This is a genomic window from Pantoea sp. WMus005, from assembly GCF_013415305.1.
Classification (GTDB): domain Bacteria; phylum Pseudomonadota; class Gammaproteobacteria; order Enterobacterales; family Enterobacteriaceae; genus Pantoea; species Pantoea rara.
The window spans coordinates 974,159-994,022 of the sequence record NZ_JACBXU010000001.1 but is presented as its reverse complement, the minus strand read 5'-3'; the positions used below and the strand labels follow the sequence as shown (position 1 = coordinate 994,022).

The 19,864-nt window shown below is 56.0% G+C and carries 14 protein-coding genes; 8 read left to right on the top strand and 6 right to left on the bottom strand.

Features of this window, described 5'->3' with window-relative positions:
• Position 1 precedes the first annotated feature (1 nt).
• From sapF to HZZ01_RS04380, 3 genes are all read left to right on the top strand, one after another.
• Positions 2 to 805, top strand: coding sequence for a putrescine export ABC transporter ATP-binding protein SapF (gene sapF, locus HZZ01_RS04390; protein ID WP_179895653.1), 804 nt, complete (start codon positions 2 to 4; stop codon positions 803 to 805).
• A 141-nt stretch (positions 806 to 946) separates the two neighbouring features.
• Complete coding sequence (gene fabI, locus HZZ01_RS04385) at positions 947 to 1,735, top strand: enoyl-ACP reductase FabI (RefSeq protein ID WP_179895652.1); 789 nt, start codon at positions 947 to 949, stop codon at positions 1,733 to 1,735.
• A gap of 217 nt (positions 1,736 to 1,952) precedes the next feature.
• Entirely contained in the window at positions 1,953 to 3,065 is a 1,113-nt protein-coding gene (locus tag HZZ01_RS04380) for an oxidoreductase (protein WP_179895651.1), read from the top strand.
• Between the two features lie 5 nt (positions 3,066 to 3,070).
• Here the strand turns inward: HZZ01_RS04380 and HZZ01_RS04375 are convergent, their stop codons facing one another.
• The 4 genes from HZZ01_RS04375 to HZZ01_RS04360 all read right to left on the bottom strand — a co-directional run bounded on the left by HZZ01_RS04375 (position 3,071) and on the right by HZZ01_RS04360 (position 8,357).
• Positions 3,071 to 3,967, bottom strand: a complete 897-nt coding sequence (locus HZZ01_RS04375; RefSeq protein ID WP_179897049.1) for a LysR family transcriptional regulator — start codon at positions 3,965 to 3,967, stop codon at positions 3,071 to 3,073.
• A 191-nt stretch (positions 3,968 to 4,158) separates the two neighbouring features.
• Entirely contained in the window at positions 4,159 to 4,887 is a 729-nt protein-coding gene (locus HZZ01_RS04370; RefSeq protein ID WP_179895650.1) for a YoaK family protein, read from the bottom strand.
• Between the two features lie 152 nt (positions 4,888 to 5,039).
• Positions 5,040 to 6,584, bottom strand: coding sequence for a methyl-accepting chemotaxis protein (locus HZZ01_RS04365; RefSeq protein WP_179895649.1), 1,545 nt, complete (start codon positions 6,582 to 6,584; stop codon positions 5,040 to 5,042).
• 186 nt (positions 6,585 to 6,770) lie between these two features.
• Positions 6,771 to 8,357 carry a PTS transporter subunit EIIC gene (locus HZZ01_RS04360; protein WP_179895648.1) on the bottom strand — a complete coding sequence of 529 codons (1,587 nt, stop codon included), beginning with the start codon at positions 8,355 to 8,357 and terminating at the stop codon, positions 6,771 to 6,773.
• A 261-nt stretch (positions 8,358 to 8,618) separates the two neighbouring features.
• On the opposite strand from HZZ01_RS04360, the gene HZZ01_RS04355 reads away from it, so the two are divergent.
• The 5 genes from HZZ01_RS04355 (at position 8,619) to pdeR (ending at position 17,666) form a co-directional block, all read left to right on the top strand.
• Positions 8,619 to 10,922: an FdhF/YdeP family oxidoreductase gene (locus HZZ01_RS04355; protein WP_179895647.1), complete on the top strand. Its 2,304-nt coding sequence runs from the start codon at positions 8,619 to 8,621 to the stop codon at positions 10,920 to 10,922.
• Positions 10,923 to 11,034: 112 nt separating this feature from the next.
• Positions 11,035 to 12,969: an exoribonuclease II gene (locus tag HZZ01_RS04350; RefSeq protein WP_179895646.1), complete on the top strand. Its 1,935-nt coding sequence runs from the start codon at positions 11,035 to 11,037 to the stop codon at positions 12,967 to 12,969.
• 199 nt (positions 12,970 to 13,168) lie between these two features.
• On the top strand, positions 13,169 to 15,238 hold the full coding sequence (locus HZZ01_RS04345) for a carbon starvation CstA family protein (RefSeq protein WP_179895645.1): 2,070 nt from the start codon (positions 13,169 to 13,171) through the stop codon (positions 15,236 to 15,238).
• Positions 15,231 to 15,521, top strand: coding sequence for a YbdD/YjiX family protein (locus tag HZZ01_RS04340; protein WP_179895644.1), 291 nt, complete (start codon positions 15,231 to 15,233; stop codon positions 15,519 to 15,521). Before HZZ01_RS04345 ends, HZZ01_RS04340 begins: the two co-directional genes overlap by 8 nt.
• Before the next feature lie 159 nt (positions 15,522 to 15,680).
• A complete protein-coding gene (gene pdeR / locus HZZ01_RS04335) occupies positions 15,681 to 17,666 on the top strand; it encodes a cyclic di-GMP phosphodiesterase (RefSeq protein ID WP_179895643.1) in 1,986 nt (661 codons plus the stop codon).
• A gap of 12 nt (positions 17,667 to 17,678) precedes the next feature.
• Here pdeR and HZZ01_RS04330 read toward each other — a convergent pair whose 3' ends face one another.
• Together HZZ01_RS04330 and kdgT are read right to left on the bottom strand one after the other, a co-directional pair.
• A complete protein-coding gene (locus HZZ01_RS04330; protein ID WP_003853843.1) occupies positions 17,679 to 18,545 on the bottom strand; it encodes a crotonase/enoyl-CoA hydratase family protein in 867 nt (288 codons plus the stop codon).
• Positions 18,546 to 18,690: 145 nt separating this feature from the next.
• Positions 18,691 to 19,674 carry a 2-keto-3-deoxygluconate transporter gene (gene kdgT, locus HZZ01_RS04325; protein ID WP_179895642.1) on the bottom strand — a complete coding sequence of 328 codons (984 nt, stop codon included), beginning with the start codon at positions 19,672 to 19,674 and terminating at the stop codon, positions 18,691 to 18,693.
• Between the last annotated feature and the right edge of the window lie 190 nt (positions 19,675 to 19,864).

The following is a 19,864-nucleotide window of genomic DNA, read 5'->3' as shown; positions in this document are numbered from 1 at the left end:
CATGGAGACCCTGCTGGAAGTGCGCAACCTGAGTAAAACCTTCCGCTATCGCACGGGCCTGTTCCGTCGCCAGCACGTTGAAGCAGTGAAATCAGTGAGCTTTACCCTGCGTGAGAAACAGACGCTGGCGATTATCGGCGAAAATGGCTCCGGCAAGTCTACACTGGCGAAGATGCTTAGCGGGATGGTCGCGCCCACCGAAGGCGACATTCTGATAGACGATCATCCGCTGACCTTCGGCGATTATGGCTATCGCAGTCAGCGCATCCGCATGATTTTTCAGGATCCCTCCACCTCACTGAATCCGCGTCAGCGCATCAGTCAGATTCTGGAGTTCCCGTTGCGGCTTAACACGGAGCTGAATGCGGAGGAGCGCGAGAAACGGATTATCGCCACCCTGCGTCAGGTGGGCTTGCTGCGCGATCACGCCGGCTATTATCCGCATATGCTGGCACCCGGTCAGAAGCAGCGTCTGGGCCTGGCACGCGCGTTGATCCTGCAGCCCAAAGTGATTGTGGCGGATGAAGCGCTGGCCTCGCTGGATATGACGATGCGGTCCCAGCTGGTGAATCTGATGCTGGAACTGCAGGAGAAGCACGGGATCGCCTACATTTATGTCACCCAGCATCTGGGCATGATGAAGCACATCAGCGATAAAGTGCTGGTGATGCATCAGGGGGAAGTGGTCGAGCGCGGCGGTACGGCGGACGTGCTGGCCTCACCGCTGCACGATCTGACCCGGCGGCTGATTAGCAGCCATTTTGGTGAAGCTTTGAGTGCCGAAGCCTGGCGGCGTGAGCGCTGATTTTTGCTGCATATCGCGGAAATTGCGGGCCGATTTACCTGATTTATGAGAGACGTGCTAGAATCCGCACGTCGATTAACGTCGGTCGCTTACTTATTAATCATGCGGCCGCCAACTACAATGACCATAAGGATTACAGCTATGGGTTTTCTTTCCGGTAAGCGCATTCTGATTACTGGCGTTGCCAGTAAACTTTCCATCGCCTACGGTATTGCACAGGCGATGCACAAACAGGGCGCAGAACTGGCTTTCACCTACCAGAACGACAAATTAAAAGGTCGTGTGGAAGAGTTTGCCAAAGATTTGGGTTCAGACATCGTGCTGCCATGTGACGTAGCCGAAGATGAGAGCATCAAATCGCTGTTCACTGAACTGGCAAAAACCTGGCCGAAATTTGACGGTTTCGTTCACTCAATCGGTTTCGCCCCTGGCGATCAGCTGGTTGGCGACTACGTGAACGCCGTTACCCGCGAAGGCTTTAAAATCGCGCACGATATCAGTGCTTACAGCTTCGTCGCGATGGCCAAAGAGTGCCGCGAGATGCTGAATCCACATTCTGCTCTGCTGACCCTTTCTTACCTGGGTGCTGAGCGCGCAATTCCGAACTATAACGTGATGGGTCTGGCGAAAGCGTCGCTGGAAGCTAACGTGCGTTACATGGCAAATGCCATGGGCCCGGAAGGCGTGCGTGTTAACGCCGTTTCAGCGGGTCCGATCCGCACCCTGGCGGCATCAGGCATCAAAGATTTCCGTAAGATGCTGGCACATTGCGAAGCGGTTACCCCGATTCGCCGTACCGTTACCATCGAAGATGTCGGCAACTCAGCAGCATTCCTCTGCTCTGACCTGGCTGGCGGCATTACCGGTGAAGTGGTACACGTTGATGGTGGCTTCAGCATCGCCGCAATGAACGAACTGGAACTGAAATAAGTTCTGCAAGGGCGAGCCTCGCTCGCCCTTCTCCGTGCTCCCGCCTCGCTCTTCCTGCCTGATTTCGCTCCCGTTATACCGTAACGCTATTAATTATCACCGATCATTCTTTTGCCCGGGACGGCCCATCAGCGACGATAACCCTGCCCTTCGGTTTATGCACATTTTCAGATTTTGCCGCCTGCATGCCGAACCCGAATTTGCAAAAGGATTGATCATGGAACAACGCCGCTATCCGGGCCATAACCACTGGTTTTACGAGAGCCAGACCAGTCCACGTATCGCTCAGGCCGCACCGCTGGTACCCGAGGCCGCCCATATTGATGACCGTTTCCTGCTGGGATGTTACGCCGATAACACCGTCGTGCAGTCACTGCTTCATGCGAACCAGCCGGCCCTGCTGGCAGCGCGCGATCTGGCGCAATTACTGTTCCCGGATCGCGTGGCGACGTCACTGACCCATACCTTAACGCTTTACGATCGCCTCAGCACCGCGCTCACCGTGGCGCAGGTTGCGGGTGTGCAGCGGTTGTGTAATCACTACTCTGCCCGTCTCAATCCGTTGCCCGGACCTGACTCTTCGCGCGAAAGTAATAATCGTCTGACTCAGATTACGCAGTATGCGCGCCAGCTGGCGATGCAGCCTGAGCTCATTAACGCCAGCGCCATCACCGCCCTGGACGGGGTCGGCCTGACCGAACCCGATATTGTGACGCTGAATCAGGTCATCGGTTTTGTCAGTTATCAGGCGCGGGTGGTCGCCGGATTACAGGCGCTGCAGGCCCAGCCGGTACGCTGGCTGCCCGGCACCACTGCACCTCCGGATGCGGATGCGACGGGTTTTGACCGGCCTGCACGCTGGCAACCGGTGCTGAAACCGCTGGAGTTACGTTATGCCAGTGCAGAGCAACTTGCTGCCGTTACCCGGTGTCAGTCACTGCCCGGCATGCAGGAGGCGGTATGGCTTCTGGCCCACGATCCCGCCGCGCTTTATGGCTGGGCGCAGCTGCGTCAGCATCTTTCGCATGACAACACGCTGGCTGAGGCAACTGTTGCCCGAATTCTTGGCAGTCGCTGGGCGTTCGGACTGCTGGAGGGAAATGAAGCTTTAATTGAGGGCGTGGATGATGCGGCTTTAAAAGCTGAAGAGCAGCAGATTATTGCGCTGGCAGCACAGCTGACCCGTTCACCTGAGCGATTCAGCGCGGCCCATCTGCAACCGCTGATGGAAGCGGGCTGGGAAGCTGAGGCGCTGTTCGCGCTGATTCAGAGCGTGGCGACAGGCAACTGGAACAGCCGCCTGTTTTACGCGCTTGGCGAGGCGCAGTAGCTGCGCTATACCGGCAGCAGGCCACGCGCTTCGTCGAAAAAATGCTGCGCAAGCGGTGTAGCACGGCCCGGTTCGGCAATCACCAGCGCCGCCTGGCGCGCCATCGGCGGCAGCGTAATCGCTCGCTGCTGCAGTCCCTGGCGTGATGCGGGCAGCAGATGCCCGACTGGCGAGACCAGTACACCCAGACCGACCTGTGCGCACTGCATCAGTTGCATAACTGAGGCGCTCTCCACAATCACCCGGGGCACCAGCGCCGCTTCACGAAAAGCCATATCAAGGTAGCGGCGGAAATAACGCGTTGGCTCCGCAAGGCAAAGAGGTTGTTGAGCCAGTTCATCCAGCGTCAGCGGGGTTTCGCCCACCAGCTCCGCGAAATGGTCAGGATGGAATATGGCTTCAACGCCCCGGTCTGCCAGCATCTCGGTCTGAAAATGGAGTTCCCGCAGGGTTGCCATCTCAAAAAAACCAATTCCGACATCCACGGTGTGGCTGTTGAGCGCTTCCAGCAGTTGGTCAGCACTCAGTACCGCAATACGGTAATCGAGCTGAGGGTAACGCGCCTGCACCGCTTTCAGCAGCAGCGGCAGTGCCATGCTGCACTGCGGTACCACGCCAACCCGCAGCGTGCCGTTCACCCCATGTTTCAGCGATTCGACTTCCAGCTTTAACCCCTGATAGACCGACACGATCTCCCGCGCCCACGCCAGCACGCGATCGCCCTCTGGCGTAAATCCGGCAAAGTTATTGCTGCGGTTAATCAGCGGCAGGCCCAGCTCGCGCTCCAGATTTTTCAGGCGCATTGAGAGAGTTGGCTGTGTCACAAAACTGGCTTCCGCGGCCCGCCCGAAATGGCGTTCCCGCTCCAGGTTACACAAGTAAATTAGTTGTTTAATGTCGATGTTAATTATCCATCAGCAGGTTGAAGGCTGTTTGCGTCACTGTCTCACCGCCAGGGTTAACCAAAGTATAAGACTCAATGTTACCCTGCTCAGGTCCTGATGTTTTAACCGCACGGTTCATTTGCACTGGCGAAACGATAAAATCAGGGCCGGGCACCACCCTGATTTTAACAGCAGAGGATAGTGCGCCATTAACGCACCGCACCCTGCTCTTTTGCTGGCTGAGTAAAAATAGCATTCAGCGCCAGGCAGATTAAACCGAACCCCACCGGCAGCAGGAAATCGTAGCTGAGCAGCCGGTAAAGTCCGATTCCGGCTACTCCCCCTGTGAGGAAAGCCAGCAGAGTCAGGCAGTGCAGCCGCAGACGTCCCAGCCAGATCGGCGCATCTTTCGGTGACGCTTTTCGCCGCAAAACCTCAAACAGCATCGCCAGCTCAATGCCGATATCGGTCGCCGTGCCGGAGATATGGGTGGTGCGAACACGGGCATCAGAGATCCGCGTGACGACCGCATTCTGCAGACCCATCAAAAAACTCAGGCTCATGATTAATACCACGCCAGGCGAAAGCGGCGGAAAGTGATTCTCAATCATGCCGAGCGCAATCAGCGCGGCGCCCTCAATCAGGATCACAAAGGCATAGATGGTACGAATGTTTCTGCGGTGTCCGGCGTTAATGGCAAGCGTTGAACACACAGAACCGGCAATAAACAGCAGGACGATCGACAGAAAAAACAGGCCAGGCCCCAGATTCGCTTTTGCCAGATGATCGGAAAGCAGCGAGACGTTCCCGGTCATGTTAGCTGAAAAAAAACCAACGATCTCAAAGGCAGCGGTGTTCAGCGCGCCTGCTGCAGCGGCAAGCGTGCAGGCCAGTCGGGTATCGGCGCTGTTACTGCGGGCAATGGTGCTAATGAGCATGACGACCCTGTTTTCAATGGAAAGCCCTATAATCTGCCGATTAACCGCTTGCTACAAGCCGCTGAATCAAACTCTCCCTTTTTGTCGTGCGTTGCTCAGCATCGTGGCATTCAGGGCTCCGCGCTGCATAAACTCAGCGCGGAGTGACCGGATTAATGGGTTGCCAGACGGAAGGTAGAAACCGACTGCGTCAGATACTGCACCTGTTCTTCCAGCGAGGCAGAGGCTGCGGCAGACTCCTGTACCAGCGCCGAGTTCTGCTGGGTGACGCTGTCCATCTCGGTGACTGCCTGTTCAATCTGACCGATGCCGCGACTCTGTTCATCAGACGCCGTGGAGATGTGCTCCATCAGCAGGTTCACGCGGCTGACCGAGGAGATAATTGCGCTCATCGCTTCACCGGTCCGGCTGACCTGATCGGAACCGGCATGAATGATGGAGACCGATTCTGCAATCAGTCCTTCAATTTCTTTGGCTGCGGTGGCGCTGCGCTGGGCCAGATTACGCACTTCGCCTGCCACTACCGCAAAGCCACGTCCCTGCTCACCCGCACGGGCAGCTTCGACTGCCGCGTTCAGCGCCAGAATATTGGTCTGGAAAGCGATGCTGTCGATCACGGTGGTGATCTCCTCAATCTTTTTCGAGCTGGCATTAATCAGCGCCATCGAAGTCACCACTTCCTGCGAGACTTTCTCACCGCTTTCCGCGTTTTTCACCGCTTCACTGGTAAGACGACAGGCTTCAAAGACGTTTTCCGTGTTCTGTTTCACCGTGGCCCCGAGCTGCTCCATGCTGGCTGCCGTTTCAGTCAGTGCGGCAGCCTGCTGTTCGGTACGCGAGGCGAGATCGATGTTACCTGCCGCAATCTCCTGCGAGGCGGTAGAAACGGAGCGGGTCGAATCACGGACCTGGAGAATAATGGTGGTCAGCGCGCTGCGCATCTGCTCAAGCGAGCCCATCAGCAGCTGAATTTCACTGCGTGAACCCGGTTTGACCGGCACGGTTGCATCCAGCACACCCGCCGCAATCAGCTTGCAGTGTTCCTGCGCATCATTAATTGGCGACAGCACATAGCGCTTTATGAAGAGATAAATGGCAACGATGATGGCGAAAAACAGCACGCCAAACAGACCCAGCAGGGTAATGCCGGAGGTGAAGTGGCTTTGTGCGTCGCTGTTCAACTTTTTGGCATAGGTTTCATGCTGCGCCAGTACCCGATCCAGGATGATTTCATACTGACGATCGAGGCGAACCACGTTGGGGATCTGACTTTTAAAGCGTACCTGATCGTGTGCTTCTGCCGCATCAATCAGCGGCTGCAGCCCCTGCTGACGATAGGCCAGATAAGCCTGACTATAGGCGTCAGCCTCGGCCTCTTCGCCCGGCAAACGCGGCGCATTCATGTAGGCCTGGAATGCGGCATCGGCTTTGCCTGCCACGATCCGCACGCTGTCCAGCGTAGCGGGATTATTCGCATCGCTGCCCTCAATCTCCTTCATGTACTCCATCAGACGGACACGCAGCGTGCGGCTGTGGTTGATCGGGTCAATGACCGAGAGCACCACGCGGATCTCTTTGTTAACCGCATTCAGGGAGTGATTGCTTTGAATCAGCAGCCAGGTACTGATCGCTACGCTGGTGAGAAACAATGCCAGCAGAAAGGAGAAAATAATCAGGGAAGATTTTTTTAACGACATGACTCAGTTCCAATAATCGGGAGGATGAGTCGCTATATCGGCAGAAAGATGCGGCCCATTAGGGTCATGCTTTTTTTAGTTACAATAAGCGGGACGGCAGCGGTCTGTATCTGTGCACTAAAAGGCGCTAACCACCCGCTTGCACCAGGCGGTTAGCTGGGTAATGCAGTCTGAAGCGGATTGTCGTTACGCGATGCCCAGCGCAGTTTTCACCTCGTTAGCGATCTTCTCAACCTGCGGGCCGTAGATCACCTGAACATCGTGCTCGCTGACGCGATTAACGCCGTTGGCACCCGTGCTCATTAGCGTCTGATCGACGACCTGATTCATCTCTTTGACCCGCACCCGCAATCGGGTAAAGCAGCAATCGACATCCTCGATGTTGGCCTGCCCGCCCAGTCCGCTGATGATCACCTGCGTCCGCTCATCTGCGGCGACCTGTTGGGGTTTCTCATCTTCCGATTCACGACCCGGCGTTTCGACGTTCATCCGGGTGATTACCAGCCGGAACGCGTAGTAGTAAATTGGCGCATAAATCACGCCCAGCGCCAGCGTCCACCACCAGTGCGTTTTCGCGCCGCCCAGCATGCCGAATACCACCAGGTCGATGACGCCGCCCTGCACGTTGCCGATCATCAGATGCAGCATCGACATCAGCATAAACGACAGGCCGGTCAGGAAAGCGTGCAGCAGGTAGAGCACCGGTGAAACGAAGATAAAGCAGAACTCCAGCGGTTCCGTAATGCCCGTGGTAAAAGAAGTCAGCGCCCCCGCCATCACCAGCGCTTTGACTCGCTGTTTATGTTCGGGCCGCGCGGTGTGATAAATCGCCAGTGCCGCCGCGGGCAGGCCAAACATCATCACCGGAATCTTGCCCTGTGCCAGAAACTGCGTGGCGGTGCGTAGCGTCTCATCGGGGATCGAGCCCGGATGGGTCAACGAGGCATTAAAGATGTTCAGCGCACCGACAATCGTCTGACCATCCACCACTGCCATGCCGCCAATCGGCGTGAAGCGCACCGTTTCGTTGAGAATATGATGCAGACCAGTGGGAATCAAAATGCGCTCAAAGGTCCCCAACAGAAACGCGCCATACTGGCCGCTTTTGCCAATCATCTGGCCTATCCAGGCGATACCGTTGCCAATCGTCGGCCAGACCAGCGCCAGCAGCACCCCCACCAGCGGCAGACAGACCACGGTGACGATTGGCACAAAACGCCGTCCACCGAAGAAGCTGATTGCCGTGGGCAGTTGCTGGGTATAGAAGCGATTATGCAGCACCACTGTGATCAGTCCGGCTATCACCCCACCCAGTACGCTCATGTTATAGGTAAAGACACCGAGCATGCTGATGTATTCCGCCGAGGTCATCATGGCGGTGGTCTGATCCATCCCTGCCTGCTGCAGAGCGGCCGGTGTAGTAGTGGCGGCCGTGATCCCTTTGGCCGCCAGCGTGGCGCTGATACCCACGTTCATTACGATATAGCCAATCACTGCAGCAAAGGCGGCGGTGGGCTTTTCCGCTTTCGCCAGTCCGATAGCACTCGCTACCGCAAAGAAGACCGGCAGGTTAGCGAACAGCGCGCCGGCGACCTTGCGAATAAAGCCAATGATTAATTGCGGCACCTGCATCTGCGCAAAGGCATCGCCAGTCACCGCGGGGTTCTGCATCGCTGCCGCCAGACCGAGAAAAATACCGGCGGCCGCAATGACCGAGATTGGCATCATCAACGCTTTGCCAAACGCATGGATCTGACTGGTCAGCTGTTTCATGGAGTCGCGCCCTCTCTGATTGTGAACAGCAAGTATTAGCCTGTTGTGAGGAGAACTCCCGTTATCAACAGGTTAAAGGCGGGTAAAATCTGACCACCATCACATTTCTGGCCGATGCACGATAAACGCCAGCTATCGCACCATTATGTCAATCAATTAGACAAGGTATGAGGATAACTGCAGACTTCCCTTCACCATCAGGCTATAACCTGATAACAAACATCAAACAATAATTCCTACTATAAAAAGCCTGCACTCAATATGAAATTTAAACGCCAAATCAAACCCTATCGCGCGGCTGCGGGCGGCTGGGGTTCACTGGAAGCCACTACGCGTTTCGTTCTTGACAGCAAAGCGGCCCTGAAAAATATGCGCAACCTGATGCGCATGAACAAAGCACGCGGTTTTGACTGTCCAGGCTGCGCCTGGGGTGATGACAATAAAAGTACATTCAGCTTCTGCGAGAACGGCGCTAAAGCGGTCACGTGGGAAGCGACACGCCGTATGGTCGACACCGACTTTTTCGCTAAACATAGCGTGACCACGCTCTATACCCAGAGTGATTACTTCCTGGAGTATCAGGGGCGTCTGACCCATCCGCTGCGCTACAACGCGGAAACCGACCACTATGAGCCGATCAGCTGGGATGATGCCTTTGCGCTGATCGCGCAGCACATCAAGGCAATGGATCATCCGAACCAGATGGAGCTCTACACCTCGGGTCGCGCCAGCAATGAAGCCTCCTGGCTCTATCAGCTGTTTGGTCGCCTGATGGGGACCAATAACTTCCCTGACTGCTCCAACATGTGCCACGAAGCCAGCGGCACCGGCCTGAAGCGCAGCATTGGCGTCGGTAAAGGCACCATTCGTCTGGATGATTTCGACCACGCCGATGCCATTTTTGTCTTCGGTCAGAATCCCGGCACCAACCATCCGCGTATGCTGCACAGCCTGCGTCATGCCGCCGATCACGGTGCGAAAATTGTTACCTTCAATACCCTGCGCGAGCGCGGTCTGGAACGTTTTGCCGATCCGCAGAAGCCGCTGGAAGTTGTCACCTCGAAAGCGGGCAACATCAGCTCCTCCTATTATCAGCCGAACCTGGGCGGTGATATGGCGGCGGTGCGCGGCATGGTGAAGTCGCTGCTGGAGACCCATCGCGCGCGTCTGGAAGCGGGTGAAAGTGGTCTGTTTGACCAGACCTTTATCAATGCCAAAACCAACGGCATTGAGGCCTATCTCGACGCGGTGGATAACACCAGCTGGATGCAGATTGTGGCGCAGTCTGGCCTGACGCAGGCGCAGATCCGTGAAGCTGCGGCGATCTACCAGAGCGCTGACCGGGTGATCTGTACCTGGGCAATGGGCATCACCCAGCACAAACACTCGGTCGACACGGTTCGTGAAATCACTAACCTGCAGTTGCTGTTTGGTCAGCTGGGCAAAAAAGGCGCAGGCCTCTGCCCGGTTCGCGGTCACAGCAACGTGCAGGGCAACCGCACCATGGGCATTGATGAGAAACCGGCTAAAGCCTTCCTGGACGCGCTGGGTAATCATTTCAGTTTCGAGCCACCGCGTGCAGCAGGCCACAACACCGTTGAAGCGCTGAACGCGATGCTGCGTGATGAAGTGAAAGTGCTGATCGCGCTGGGTGGCAACCTGGCCGCGGCTGCGCCGGATTCACCGCGCACCGAAGAGGCGATGTCACGCTGTGGTCTGACCGTGCATATCAGTACCAAACTGAACCGCAGCCATCTGGTGCCGGGTCACGAAGGTCTGATTCTGCCGACCCTGGGCCGCACAGAGCGTGATTTGCAGGCGACCGGCAATCAGTTTATTACCGTGGAAGATTCTTTCAGCATGGTGCACGCCTCTGAAGGAATCGGCATTCCGCTGGCGGAAACACAGCGCTCTGAGACCTGGATTGTTGCCGGTATCGCGCAGGCGGTGCTGGGTGATGAAAAGGTGAAATGGCGCGAGCTGGCCGGTGATTACAACCTGATCCGTGAGCACATCGCTGCGACGATTCCGGGCTTTGCCGATTTCAACGCCAAATGCGATATTCCAGGCGGTTTCTATCTGGGTAATGCGGCTGCCGAGTTGCGCTTTAATACGCCGAGCCAGAAAGCGGAGTTCAACGCCTCAGCGCTGCCAGCCTCGCTGTTCCCGACGCTGGATCAGGACGTGCCATTTACGCTGCAGACGCTGCGTTCACACGACCAGTACAACACGACCATTTACGGCCTTGATGACCGTTATCGTGGCGTGTTTGGTCAGCGGGAAGTGGTGTTCATCAACCCGGACGATATGGCAGACCTGGGCTTCACCGAAGGCCAGAATGTCGATATCGAAACACTGTGGAATGATGGCATTACCCGTCGCGTCAGTGGCTTCAAACTGGTTCCTTACAATATTCCGCGCGGTAACCTTGCGGCCTATTACCCGGAAACCAACCCGCTGGTCCCGCTGAACAGCTTTGGTGATGACAGCGGGACACCGACCTCTAAATCGGTACCGGTTAAGCTGGAACTCTCTGAAGCGCTGGCCGATCAGCGCATTGCCTGATAGCCCCTTCATCACTCCCTGAAAAGCCGGTTCGTCCGGCTTTTTGCCTTGCCGCGCGGCGTCGATTCGCGTAAAACTGTCAGCCGCAATCAGGCCACGAAACGTAAAAATTATGTTCCAGGATAACCCGCTGCTCGCGCAGCTGAAACAAAAGCTCCATTCGCAAACGCCTCGTGCTGAAGGCGTTGTTAAAGGCACCGAGAAAGGCTTCGGCTTTCTTGAAGTCGATGCGCAGAAAAGTTATTTCATTCCGCCTCCGCAGATGAAGAAAGTGATGCATGGCGACCGTATTACCGCCGTGATTCACAGCGATAAAGATCGCGAAAGCGCTGAGCCGGAAACCCTGGTTGAGCCGTTCCTGACCCGCTTTGTTGGCCGGGTCCAGAAGAAAGATGATCGCCTGTCGATTGTGCCGGATCATCCCCTGCTGAAGGAGGCTATCCAGTGTCGCCCTGCGCGCGATGTCAGCCATGAGTTTGAGAATGGCGACTGGGCAGTAGCAGAAATGCGTCGCCATCCATTAAAAGGCGATCGCGGCTTTTATGCCGAACTTACCGATTTTATCGTCAAAGCGGATGACCATCTGGCGCCATGGTGGGTGACGCTGTCGCGTCACAACCTTGAGCGTGAAGCGCCCGATGTCAGTTTTGGCGAGATGATGGATGAAAATCTGACGCGTGAAGATCTGACCGCGCTGGATTTCGTTACCATCGACAGCGCCAGCACCCAGGATATGGATGATGCGCTCTATGTCGACGCGCAGGAAGATGGCAGCCTGCGTCTGACCATCGCTATCGCCGATCCAACCGCCTATGTAGCAGAAGGCAGTCAGCTCGATAAGCTCGCGGCGCAGCGTGCGTTTACCAACTACCTGCCGGGCTTCAACATCCCGATGCTGCCGCGCGAACTCTCTGATGATGTCTGCTCGCTGCGTCCGAATGTGCGTCGTCCGGCGCTGGCCTGCCGCGTCACTGTGGCAGCCGATGGCACCTTAGGTGATGACGTTGAGTTCTTCGCTGCCTGGATCGAGTCCAAAGCCAAGCTGGCTTATGACGACGTCTCTGACTGGCTGGAAAACAGCGGGACCTGGCAGCCGGAGAGTGAGGCGATTGCTGAACAGATTCGTCTGCTGCATCGCCTCTGTCTGGCACGCTGCGAGTGGCGCCAGACCCACGCGCTGGTGTTTAAAGACCGTCCGGATTACCGTTTCCTGCTGGGTGAGAAAGGCGAAGTGCTGGAGATCGTGGCTGAACCTCGTCGCATCGCCAACCGCATTGTCGAAGAGTCAATGATTCTGGCGAACGTCTGCGCGGCGAAAGTGCTGCGTGATCGTCTCGGCTTTGGTATCTACAACGTCCATGCCGGTTTCGATGCCACGAATGCTGAACAGGCTGCCGCCGTGCTGGCCAATCACGGTATTACCGTGGATGCGCAGGCGATCACCACGCTGGAGGGTTTCCGCGTGCTGCGCCGTGAGCTGGACGCCCTGCCGACGCAGTTCCTTGACAGCCGAATTCGCCGTTTCCAGACCTTCGCAGAGATCAGCACCGAGCCAGGCCCGCACTTCGGCCTGGGCCTTGAGGCGTATGCCACCTGGACGTCACCGATTCGTAAGTTCGGCGACATGATCAACCATCGTCTGCTGAAAGCGATTATTCGCGGCGAGCAGGTTGCGCGTCCGGACGATGCGCTGACGGTAACGATGAGTGAGCGCCGTCGCCTGAACCGCATGGCGGAGCGTGACGTGGGTGACTGGCTCTACGCCCGTTATCTGGCACCGTTTGCAGCCACCGACCGCCGCTTCAGCGCTGAGATTATTGATGTCTCGCGCGGCGGCATGCGTGTTCGTCTGGTCGAGTTTGGCGCGGTCGCCTTTATCCCGGCACCGTTCATTCACGCGGTGCGTGATGAGCTGGTTCTCAGCCAGGAAAATGGCAGCGTCCAGATCAAAGGTGAAGTGGTTTACCGTGTCACTGACGTGATTGATGTCACCATCGCCGAAGTCCGCATGGAAACCCGCAGCGTCGTGGCCCGTCCCGCCGTCTGAATCACGCCTGTTTAAACCGTCAATCTGGCGGGATAACTGAGTTATCCCGCCTGTTCCCGCCTCGCCCGCATGGCAAAAAAGTTAAATTTGTACCCCGCTTCACACTTCTCCACTGATTAACTTTCACTTACATTCCATTACATTAAGTTTAACTCGTTGTTTTCGATCGCCTTCCCTCGGTCCTCACAAGGAGTTAGTCATGAAAAACGTCAAAACCAGTGCGATCTGGTTAGTGGTGGCGTTAATCGGCGCGGGCGCTTTCGCCATGCTGGCCCTCAGCCGCGGCGAACACGTCAACGCAGTCTGGCTGGTGATAGCCGCTGTCGCCTGTTACAGCATCGCGTATCGCTTCTACAGCCTGTTTATCGCCCGCAATATTTTCGAACTGGATGACCGCCGGATGACGCCTGCCGAGCGGCTGAGCGACGGGCTGGATTATGTCCCGACCAATAAATGGGTGCTGTTTGGCCACCACTTCGCAGCCATAGCCGGTGCCGGTCCGCTGGTCGGTCCGATTCTGGCGGCGCAGATGGGTTTTCTGCCGGGCACCATCTGGATTCTGGTCGGGGTAATGCTGGCCGGCGCGGTCCAGGATTTCCTGATCCTGTTTATCTCCACCCGCCGTGATGGCCGTTCACTGGGCGAGATGGCGCGGCAGGAACTGGGCGCGTTTGCCGGTGTGGTGACGATGCTCGGCGCACTGGGCGTGATGATCATTATCCTGTCGGCGCTGGCGCTGGTCGTCGTGAAGGCGCTGGCGAACAGCCCGTGGGGCTTGTTTACCATTGCAGCGACCATTCCGATTGCGCTGTTTATGGGCATCTACATGCGCTTTATCCGCCCGGGTAAAATCGCCGAGGTGTCACTGATTGGCTTTGTGCTGATGATGGCGGCGATTATCTATGGTGGCAATGTGGCACAACATCCATACTGGGGCCCCTTCTTTACGCTCAAGGGCACCTCGCTGACCTGGGTGCTAGTGATCTACGGCTTTATTGCCTCGGTGCTGCCGGTGTGGCTGCTGCTGGCGCCGCGCGACTACCTTTCGACCTTCCTGAAAATCGGCGTGATTGTCGGTCTGGCGGTGGGTATCGTTTTCGCCATGCCAGAAATGAAAATGCCGGCAGTCACCAAATTCATCGACGGTACCGGCCCGGTATTCTCCGGCGCGATGTTCCCGTTCCTGTTTATTACAATTGCCTGTGGCGCAATCTCCGGCTTCCACGCACTGGTCTCCAGCGGCACCACGCCAAAACTGGTGGAGCGGGAAAGCCATATTCGCTTTATTGGCTATGGCGCGATGCTGATGGAGTCCTTTGTGGCGATCATGGCGCTGATTTGTGCTTCGGTGCTGGATCCAGGCGTCTACTTTGCCATGAACTCACCTGCCGCGCTGATTGGCACCACGGTTGAAAGCGCCTCGCAGGTGATCAATGGCTGGGGCTTTGTCGTTACACCTGAAATGCTGAGTGGTATCGCCCGCGACGTGGGTGAAGGCTCAATTCTGTCCCGCGCAGGTGGCGCGCCGACCTTTGCCGTTGGAATGGCACACATCATCACCGAAATCTTTAACAGCCGGGCGATGATGGCCTTCTGGTATCACTTCGCCATTCTGTTTGAGGCGCTGTTCATCCTGACGGCCGTTGATGCCGGTACCCGCGCCTGCCGTTTTATGGTGCAGGATCTGGTGGGCACCGTGGTGCCGTCTATGGCGAACAACCGCTCCTGGCTCGGCAATATGGCAGGCACGACCGTTGCGGTCGCGGGCTGGGGCTTCTTTGTCTATCAGGGTGTGGTCGATCCGCTTGGTGGAATTAACACCCTGTGGCCCCTGTTTGGTATCGGTAACCAGATGCTGGCGTCGATGGCGCTGATTCTCGGTACCGTCGTGCTGTTCAAAATGAAAAAGCAGCGTTACGCCTGGGTGACCATCCTGCCGACCGTCTGGTTGTTTATCACGTCGATGACCGCGGGCTGGCAGAAAATCTTCCATGAGAAACCGTCTATCGGCTTCCTGGCACAGGCAAATAAATTCCGCAAAGGGCTGGATGAAGGCGTAATGATCGCGCCAGCAAAAAGCGTGGCGGATATGCAGACCATTGTATTCAGCAATCAGATTAACGCCGCGTTGTGTGCCTTCTTTATGCTGGTGGCGGTCACGATGCTGATCTCGGCATTCTTTGTGATTCGTCGTGCGCTGAACAGTACGGTACCGACTACCAGTGAGACGCCAGTGGCACTGCGCAGCAAGGAGGTGCGTCATGTCTGATGCTCTCTGCCAGGCCCACCGACCAAAGGGAAAGTGGCAGATTATCCGCTGCCACCCAACCGCTCCGGCACAGCCACAGGCGTTCAGCTGGCGCGAATTCTGGCGCGGCCTGCAACAGTGCTTTCGCTTAATGGTCGGGGTGCAGGATTATCAAAAATATCTGCAGCATATGCGACTGCATCATCCCAATCAGTTGCCGATGAATGAGCGGGATTTTCATCGGTACTGTCTGGACGCACGCTTCCCAAGCCAGGCGGGTAAACTGGGCAAATGTCCTTGCTGACGGCACTCTACAGCCCCGACACATCGGGGCTTTTTTGTGCCATTCTTATCTGGATGGGAAAATATATTCGGTTTGCATCTTGTGCTTGCATGAGATGATGAATACTGTTGCTAAAATAATGAGATAACGCCTGCAGAGCACTTCCCGGAGGAAGTTTCCATGACCGATGAACAAGGGCAAACGTTGTTGTACACGCTATTTGGTACAACCAGCCCTCATTGGCGTCTGACCGCGGACAGCGATGCGTTGCATTTTGCCGAAGATGAGTCGTCAAAAACCAATATCGCCCTCCCGTTAACACCCGGCCAGGCTGCAATAATCCGCGCAATGCCGGTTATCACCTCAAGTATCAATCTGAGCATAACTTTGCAGGGCATTGATGTGCCAATGCATTTTGTCGGGCGCAAAGTGAACCAGGCCTCCTGGGCCGGAACCGCCTCGGCCTGGGGTGATACGTCTGCGGTCGCCCGCGACTTAACCCTGGGACTTTCATTCGCCGAACAGGTCGTTTCTGAAGCCAATTCCGTCATTGTGATCCTCGATCAGCGCGGCAATATTCAGCGGTTTAACCGCCTGAGTGAAGAATACACCGGTCTGAATGAGCATGAGGTTATTGGCCGGAATGTCTTTCAGTTATTTATGACCAAACAGGAAGCCTCACAGTCGCGACGCAACATTGCGGGCTTCTTCCGTGACGGTAACTCTTACGAAGTCGAACGCTGGGTTAAAACCAAAAAGGGCCAGCGACTGTTCTTGTTTCGTAATAAGTTTGTTCACAGCGGCAGTGGCAAAAATGAAATTTTCCTCATCTGTTCTGGCACAGACATAACCGAGGAGCGACGGGCCCAGGAACGGCTTCGGGTGCTGGCAAACACCGATACGGTGACCGGATTGCCTAATCGTAACGCCATTCATCAACAGATAAGCCTGGCACTGGAGCGCGCGGAGAGCGATGAAACCGGCGTGGTCTATCTCGATCTCGATAATTTTAAAAAAGTGAATGACGCCTACGGTCATATGTTTGGCGACCAGTTACTTCAGGCCGTCTCACTGGCGATTCTTAGCTGTCTGGGCAAAGATCAGACTCTGGGTCGTCTGGGTGGCGATGAGTTTGTAGTGCTGGCTGAGCACACCAGCCAGGCGGCACTTGAGGCGATGTCCTCCCGCATTCTTGAGCGCCTGCGTCAGCCTTTCCGTATCGGATTGATTGAAGTTTACAGCGGCTGCTCAATCGGGATTGCGTTCGCGCCGCTGCATGGCGAAGATCGCGAGAGCCTGATTCGCAACGCGGATACCGCGATGTATCACGCCAAAGAGAACGGTCGCGGCAAGTTCTGTGTCTTTGCGGCCGAGATGAATCAGCGGGTTTTTGAATACCTGTGGCTGGACACCAACCTGCGCAAGGCGCTGGAGCTGGATCATCTGCTGGTTCATTACCAGCCGAAAATCGACAGCGATGGTCAGGTCCGCAGCGCCGAAGCTCTGGTGCGCTGGAACTCACCTGAGCGCGGCCTGGTCTCGCCCGCAGATTTCATACCCTATGCCGAAGAGTCGGGACTGATTGTCCCGCTGGGGCGCTGGGTGATGCTTAACGTGCTGAAGCAGATTATCCTCTGGCGCCAGCAGGGCATTTTCCTGCGCGTCGCCGTCAACGTGTCGGCACGTCAACTGATCGATCAAAGTATCTACACCGACCTGAAACAGGCGTTGCACGAGTCAAATGTCACTGACTGCCCGATTGATATTGAGCTCACCGAAAGCTGCCTGATTGAGAATGAAGCCGAAGCACTACGGCTGATGAAGCAGTTTCAGGAGCTGGGCGCTCAGGTTCATCTGGATGACTTTGGCACCGGTTACTCGTCGCTTTCACAGCTTGCACGTGTGCCGATCAATGCCATTAAGCTGGACCAGAGCTTTATCCGTGATATTAACAAGCAGCCGGTTTCACAATCGCTGGTACGAGCTATCGTCGCCGTCGCCAAGGCGCTCGATTTGCAGGTGATCGCGGAAGGTATTGAGACGTCGGATGAAGAGGCCTTTGTCCTCAAAAGTGGTGTCGATGGGCGTCAGGGTTACTATTATGCAAAACCAATGCCCGCAGAACAATTTGGGCATTGGCTGGCTAAGCATCCTGCCCGCGTTTAACGCTGCTTCAGATTATCCCGCTTTACGCAGTGATGCGCTGTGGCGGTTTTGTAACTGGACCAGGCGTTCCATGTAAGCAATGTCTTTGGGTTCGATGGTAAACGCATAATCGACCCAGTCTTCTGTGATATCCATCAGCTCAGCGCGTGACAATTGCAGCACGCGCTGACGCGCTTTCAGCATCGCCCGCACGCCATTGAGTTTTGGCCGTAACGTATCGATAAAAGTGCGTGTAGCGCGATAGCTATCGCCCGGCTGGAAAACTTTATCCACCAGCCCGCGCGTCTCATACCACTCCGCGCTATGGGACTCCCCTTCACAGATCAACTCCTCGGCCAGTTTCATGCCGGAACGACGCGCCACCAGCGAGTAGCCGCCCATGCCGGGAAAAAGGTTGAAAGCAATTTCCGGGAAGCCCATCCGCGCGTTGTTCTGCGCCAGAATGAAGTGGTGCGCCAGCGCCGCTTCGAATCCGCCGCCTAACGCACTGCCCTCAATCATCGCCAGCGTTACCGCGCCGGTATCAAAACCGCGTGCTGCAGAATGGATGCAGTCAACACAGGCACGGGCATAGGCACGTAACGCCTCACGGCGGTTATTGCGAATGCACTCGACGAAGAAGCGCAGATCGCCACCCGCGTTGAACATCTGCGGAACCAGTGACCCGGTGACCCAAAAATCGATTGGCAGACCGGAACGCTGAGCGGCGTAGCTCAGGTTCATAATCTCCTCAATCAGTTCATGGTTGAAGCTCGGACGGGGTTGTGCACGCAACATCATCCACATGGTACGACGCCCTTCTTCGTAATAGGCGACTAACTGTGTGGTGTTGCCAACTTCGGTAAATAATCTGCACGTTGCTTGGTTAATAACTGTCATTGTCTCATCCTCTGTTTATATTTTGATGCGTTAAATACGCCACATCAGCGTAATGCAGAGTGAGGCCAGACCAAATGAGAGATTGATTTACAACACAAAATCCAGAGTGATCCCCGACTGGCGCGCCGGGGATTGATTAGGCAGGTTACTTAATAGCGGCACGCTGTCCGACGGCGAGATGATGACGCTTAAGACGTTTTGAATAGATGGCGGTGATGATGGGGACCAGGACAGAGGTCACAATAACGGACGTGGCAACCAACGCCGTCGCTGCAGGAGCCACGGGTTTAAACTGTGGCAGCATCTCGGCAATCAGCACGGGGGTCGCCACCGCTGCGCCTGCCGTACTCGATGCCGCGATGCCAGCCGTGCCATCCCCGCCCCCAATCAGCCGATCGGCCAGAATAAGCGGGATACCGGTGATGATGATCACGGCCACGCCGAGCATGATGCCCAGTAGTCCGGTTTCAGCAATGACACCAAGGTTAATCGTGTTTCCCAGGGCAAAGGCGAAGAAAGGGATCAGCGTATGTACAGCTTTACCGAAGAAATCGCGCAACTCGGGATCAAGATTCCCTAATGCAAATCCCACGACAAACGGCAGGACCGCGCCGACAAACACGTGTGGCTCAAACGAGGCGATACCGGCCGTACCAAGGATAACCATGGTCATTAATGGCCCGGACTCCAGTGACATCAGTACAAATGCGCCCGCTTCCTCTTTAGAACCGTACTGCTGCATGATGGAAGCATAGAGGCCGCCATTCGTCATATCCATCGCGGCCACCAGCGCCAGCGTCGATAATCCGGCGAACATCCCCACTTCCACGCCATTCTCAGGCATTACGCGTGAGGCGATGGCAGCAACCACCCAGGCGACAGCAATTTTAGTAAGCACCAGCGTGCCCGATTTACGCAATACCGTTCCGGTGGCGCTGAGCTTAATTGACGCACCCATACAGAAGAACCAGACGGCCAGAATCGGCACTGTGCCGGTCATCAGACCATTGGTGAATGAACCGAAATATTTCCCGGCATCAGGAGAGAAGGTATGACAGAGCGCGCCGATAAACAGCGGAATGAGCATCATGCCGCCCGGAATTTTGTCTATTGCCCGTTTAATGTGCATAGGGTAGTCACCTTTGCTTTGCAAGTGGTGGAGCAGAAAGTGCCCGAAGGCGATGCAAGCAAAATAGTGACTTGAGGTAATCAAAACAGTGATCGCCCCGATAAAATGAAACGCTGTTTTAATTTTGTTGACGGGATGTTTTGATAACTATGATGAGGATCGCCATACCAGTCTCAAAAGAGACTAAAAA

Coding starts and splice junctions, on each gene's coding strand:
- HZZ01_RS04370 (WP_179895650.1), bottom strand. CDS start 4,887: ATGCTCATTAGCACCATTGCCCGCAGTAACAGCGCCGATACCCGACTG.
- HZZ01_RS04355 (WP_179895647.1), top strand. CDS start 8,619: ATGAAATTTAAACGCCAAATCAAACCCTATCGCGCGGCTGCGGGCGGC.
- HZZ01_RS04360 (WP_179895648.1), bottom strand. CDS start 8,357: ATGAAACAGCTGACCAGTCAGATCCATGCGTTTGGCAAAGCGTTGATG.
- HZZ01_RS04350 (WP_179895646.1), top strand. CDS start 11,035: ATGTTCCAGGATAACCCGCTGCTCGCGCAGCTGAAACAAAAGCTCCAT.
- HZZ01_RS04340 (WP_179895644.1), top strand. CDS start 15,231: ATGTCTGATGCTCTCTGCCAGGCCCACCGACCAAAGGGAAAGTGGCAG.
- pdeR (WP_179895643.1), top strand. CDS start 15,681: ATGACCGATGAACAAGGGCAAACGTTGTTGTACACGCTATTTGGTACA.
- HZZ01_RS04330 (WP_003853843.1), bottom strand. CDS start 18,545: ATGACAGTTATTAACCAAGCAACGTGCAGATTATTTACCGAAGTTGGC.
- fabI (WP_179895652.1), top strand. CDS start 947: ATGGGTTTTCTTTCCGGTAAGCGCATTCTGATTACTGGCGTTGCCAGT.
- HZZ01_RS04345 (WP_179895645.1), top strand. CDS start 13,169: ATGAAAAACGTCAAAACCAGTGCGATCTGGTTAGTGGTGGCGTTAATC.
- sapF (WP_179895653.1), top strand. CDS start 2: ATGGAGACCCTGCTGGAAGTGCGCAACCTGAGTAAAACCTTCCGCTAT.
- kdgT (WP_179895642.1), bottom strand. CDS start 19,674: ATGCACATTAAACGGGCAATAGACAAAATTCCGGGCGGCATGATGCTC.
- HZZ01_RS04380 (WP_179895651.1), top strand. CDS start 1,953: ATGGAACAACGCCGCTATCCGGGCCATAACCACTGGTTTTACGAGAGC.
- HZZ01_RS04365 (WP_179895649.1), bottom strand. CDS start 6,584: ATGTCGTTAAAAAAATCTTCCCTGATTATTTTCTCCTTTCTGCTGGCA.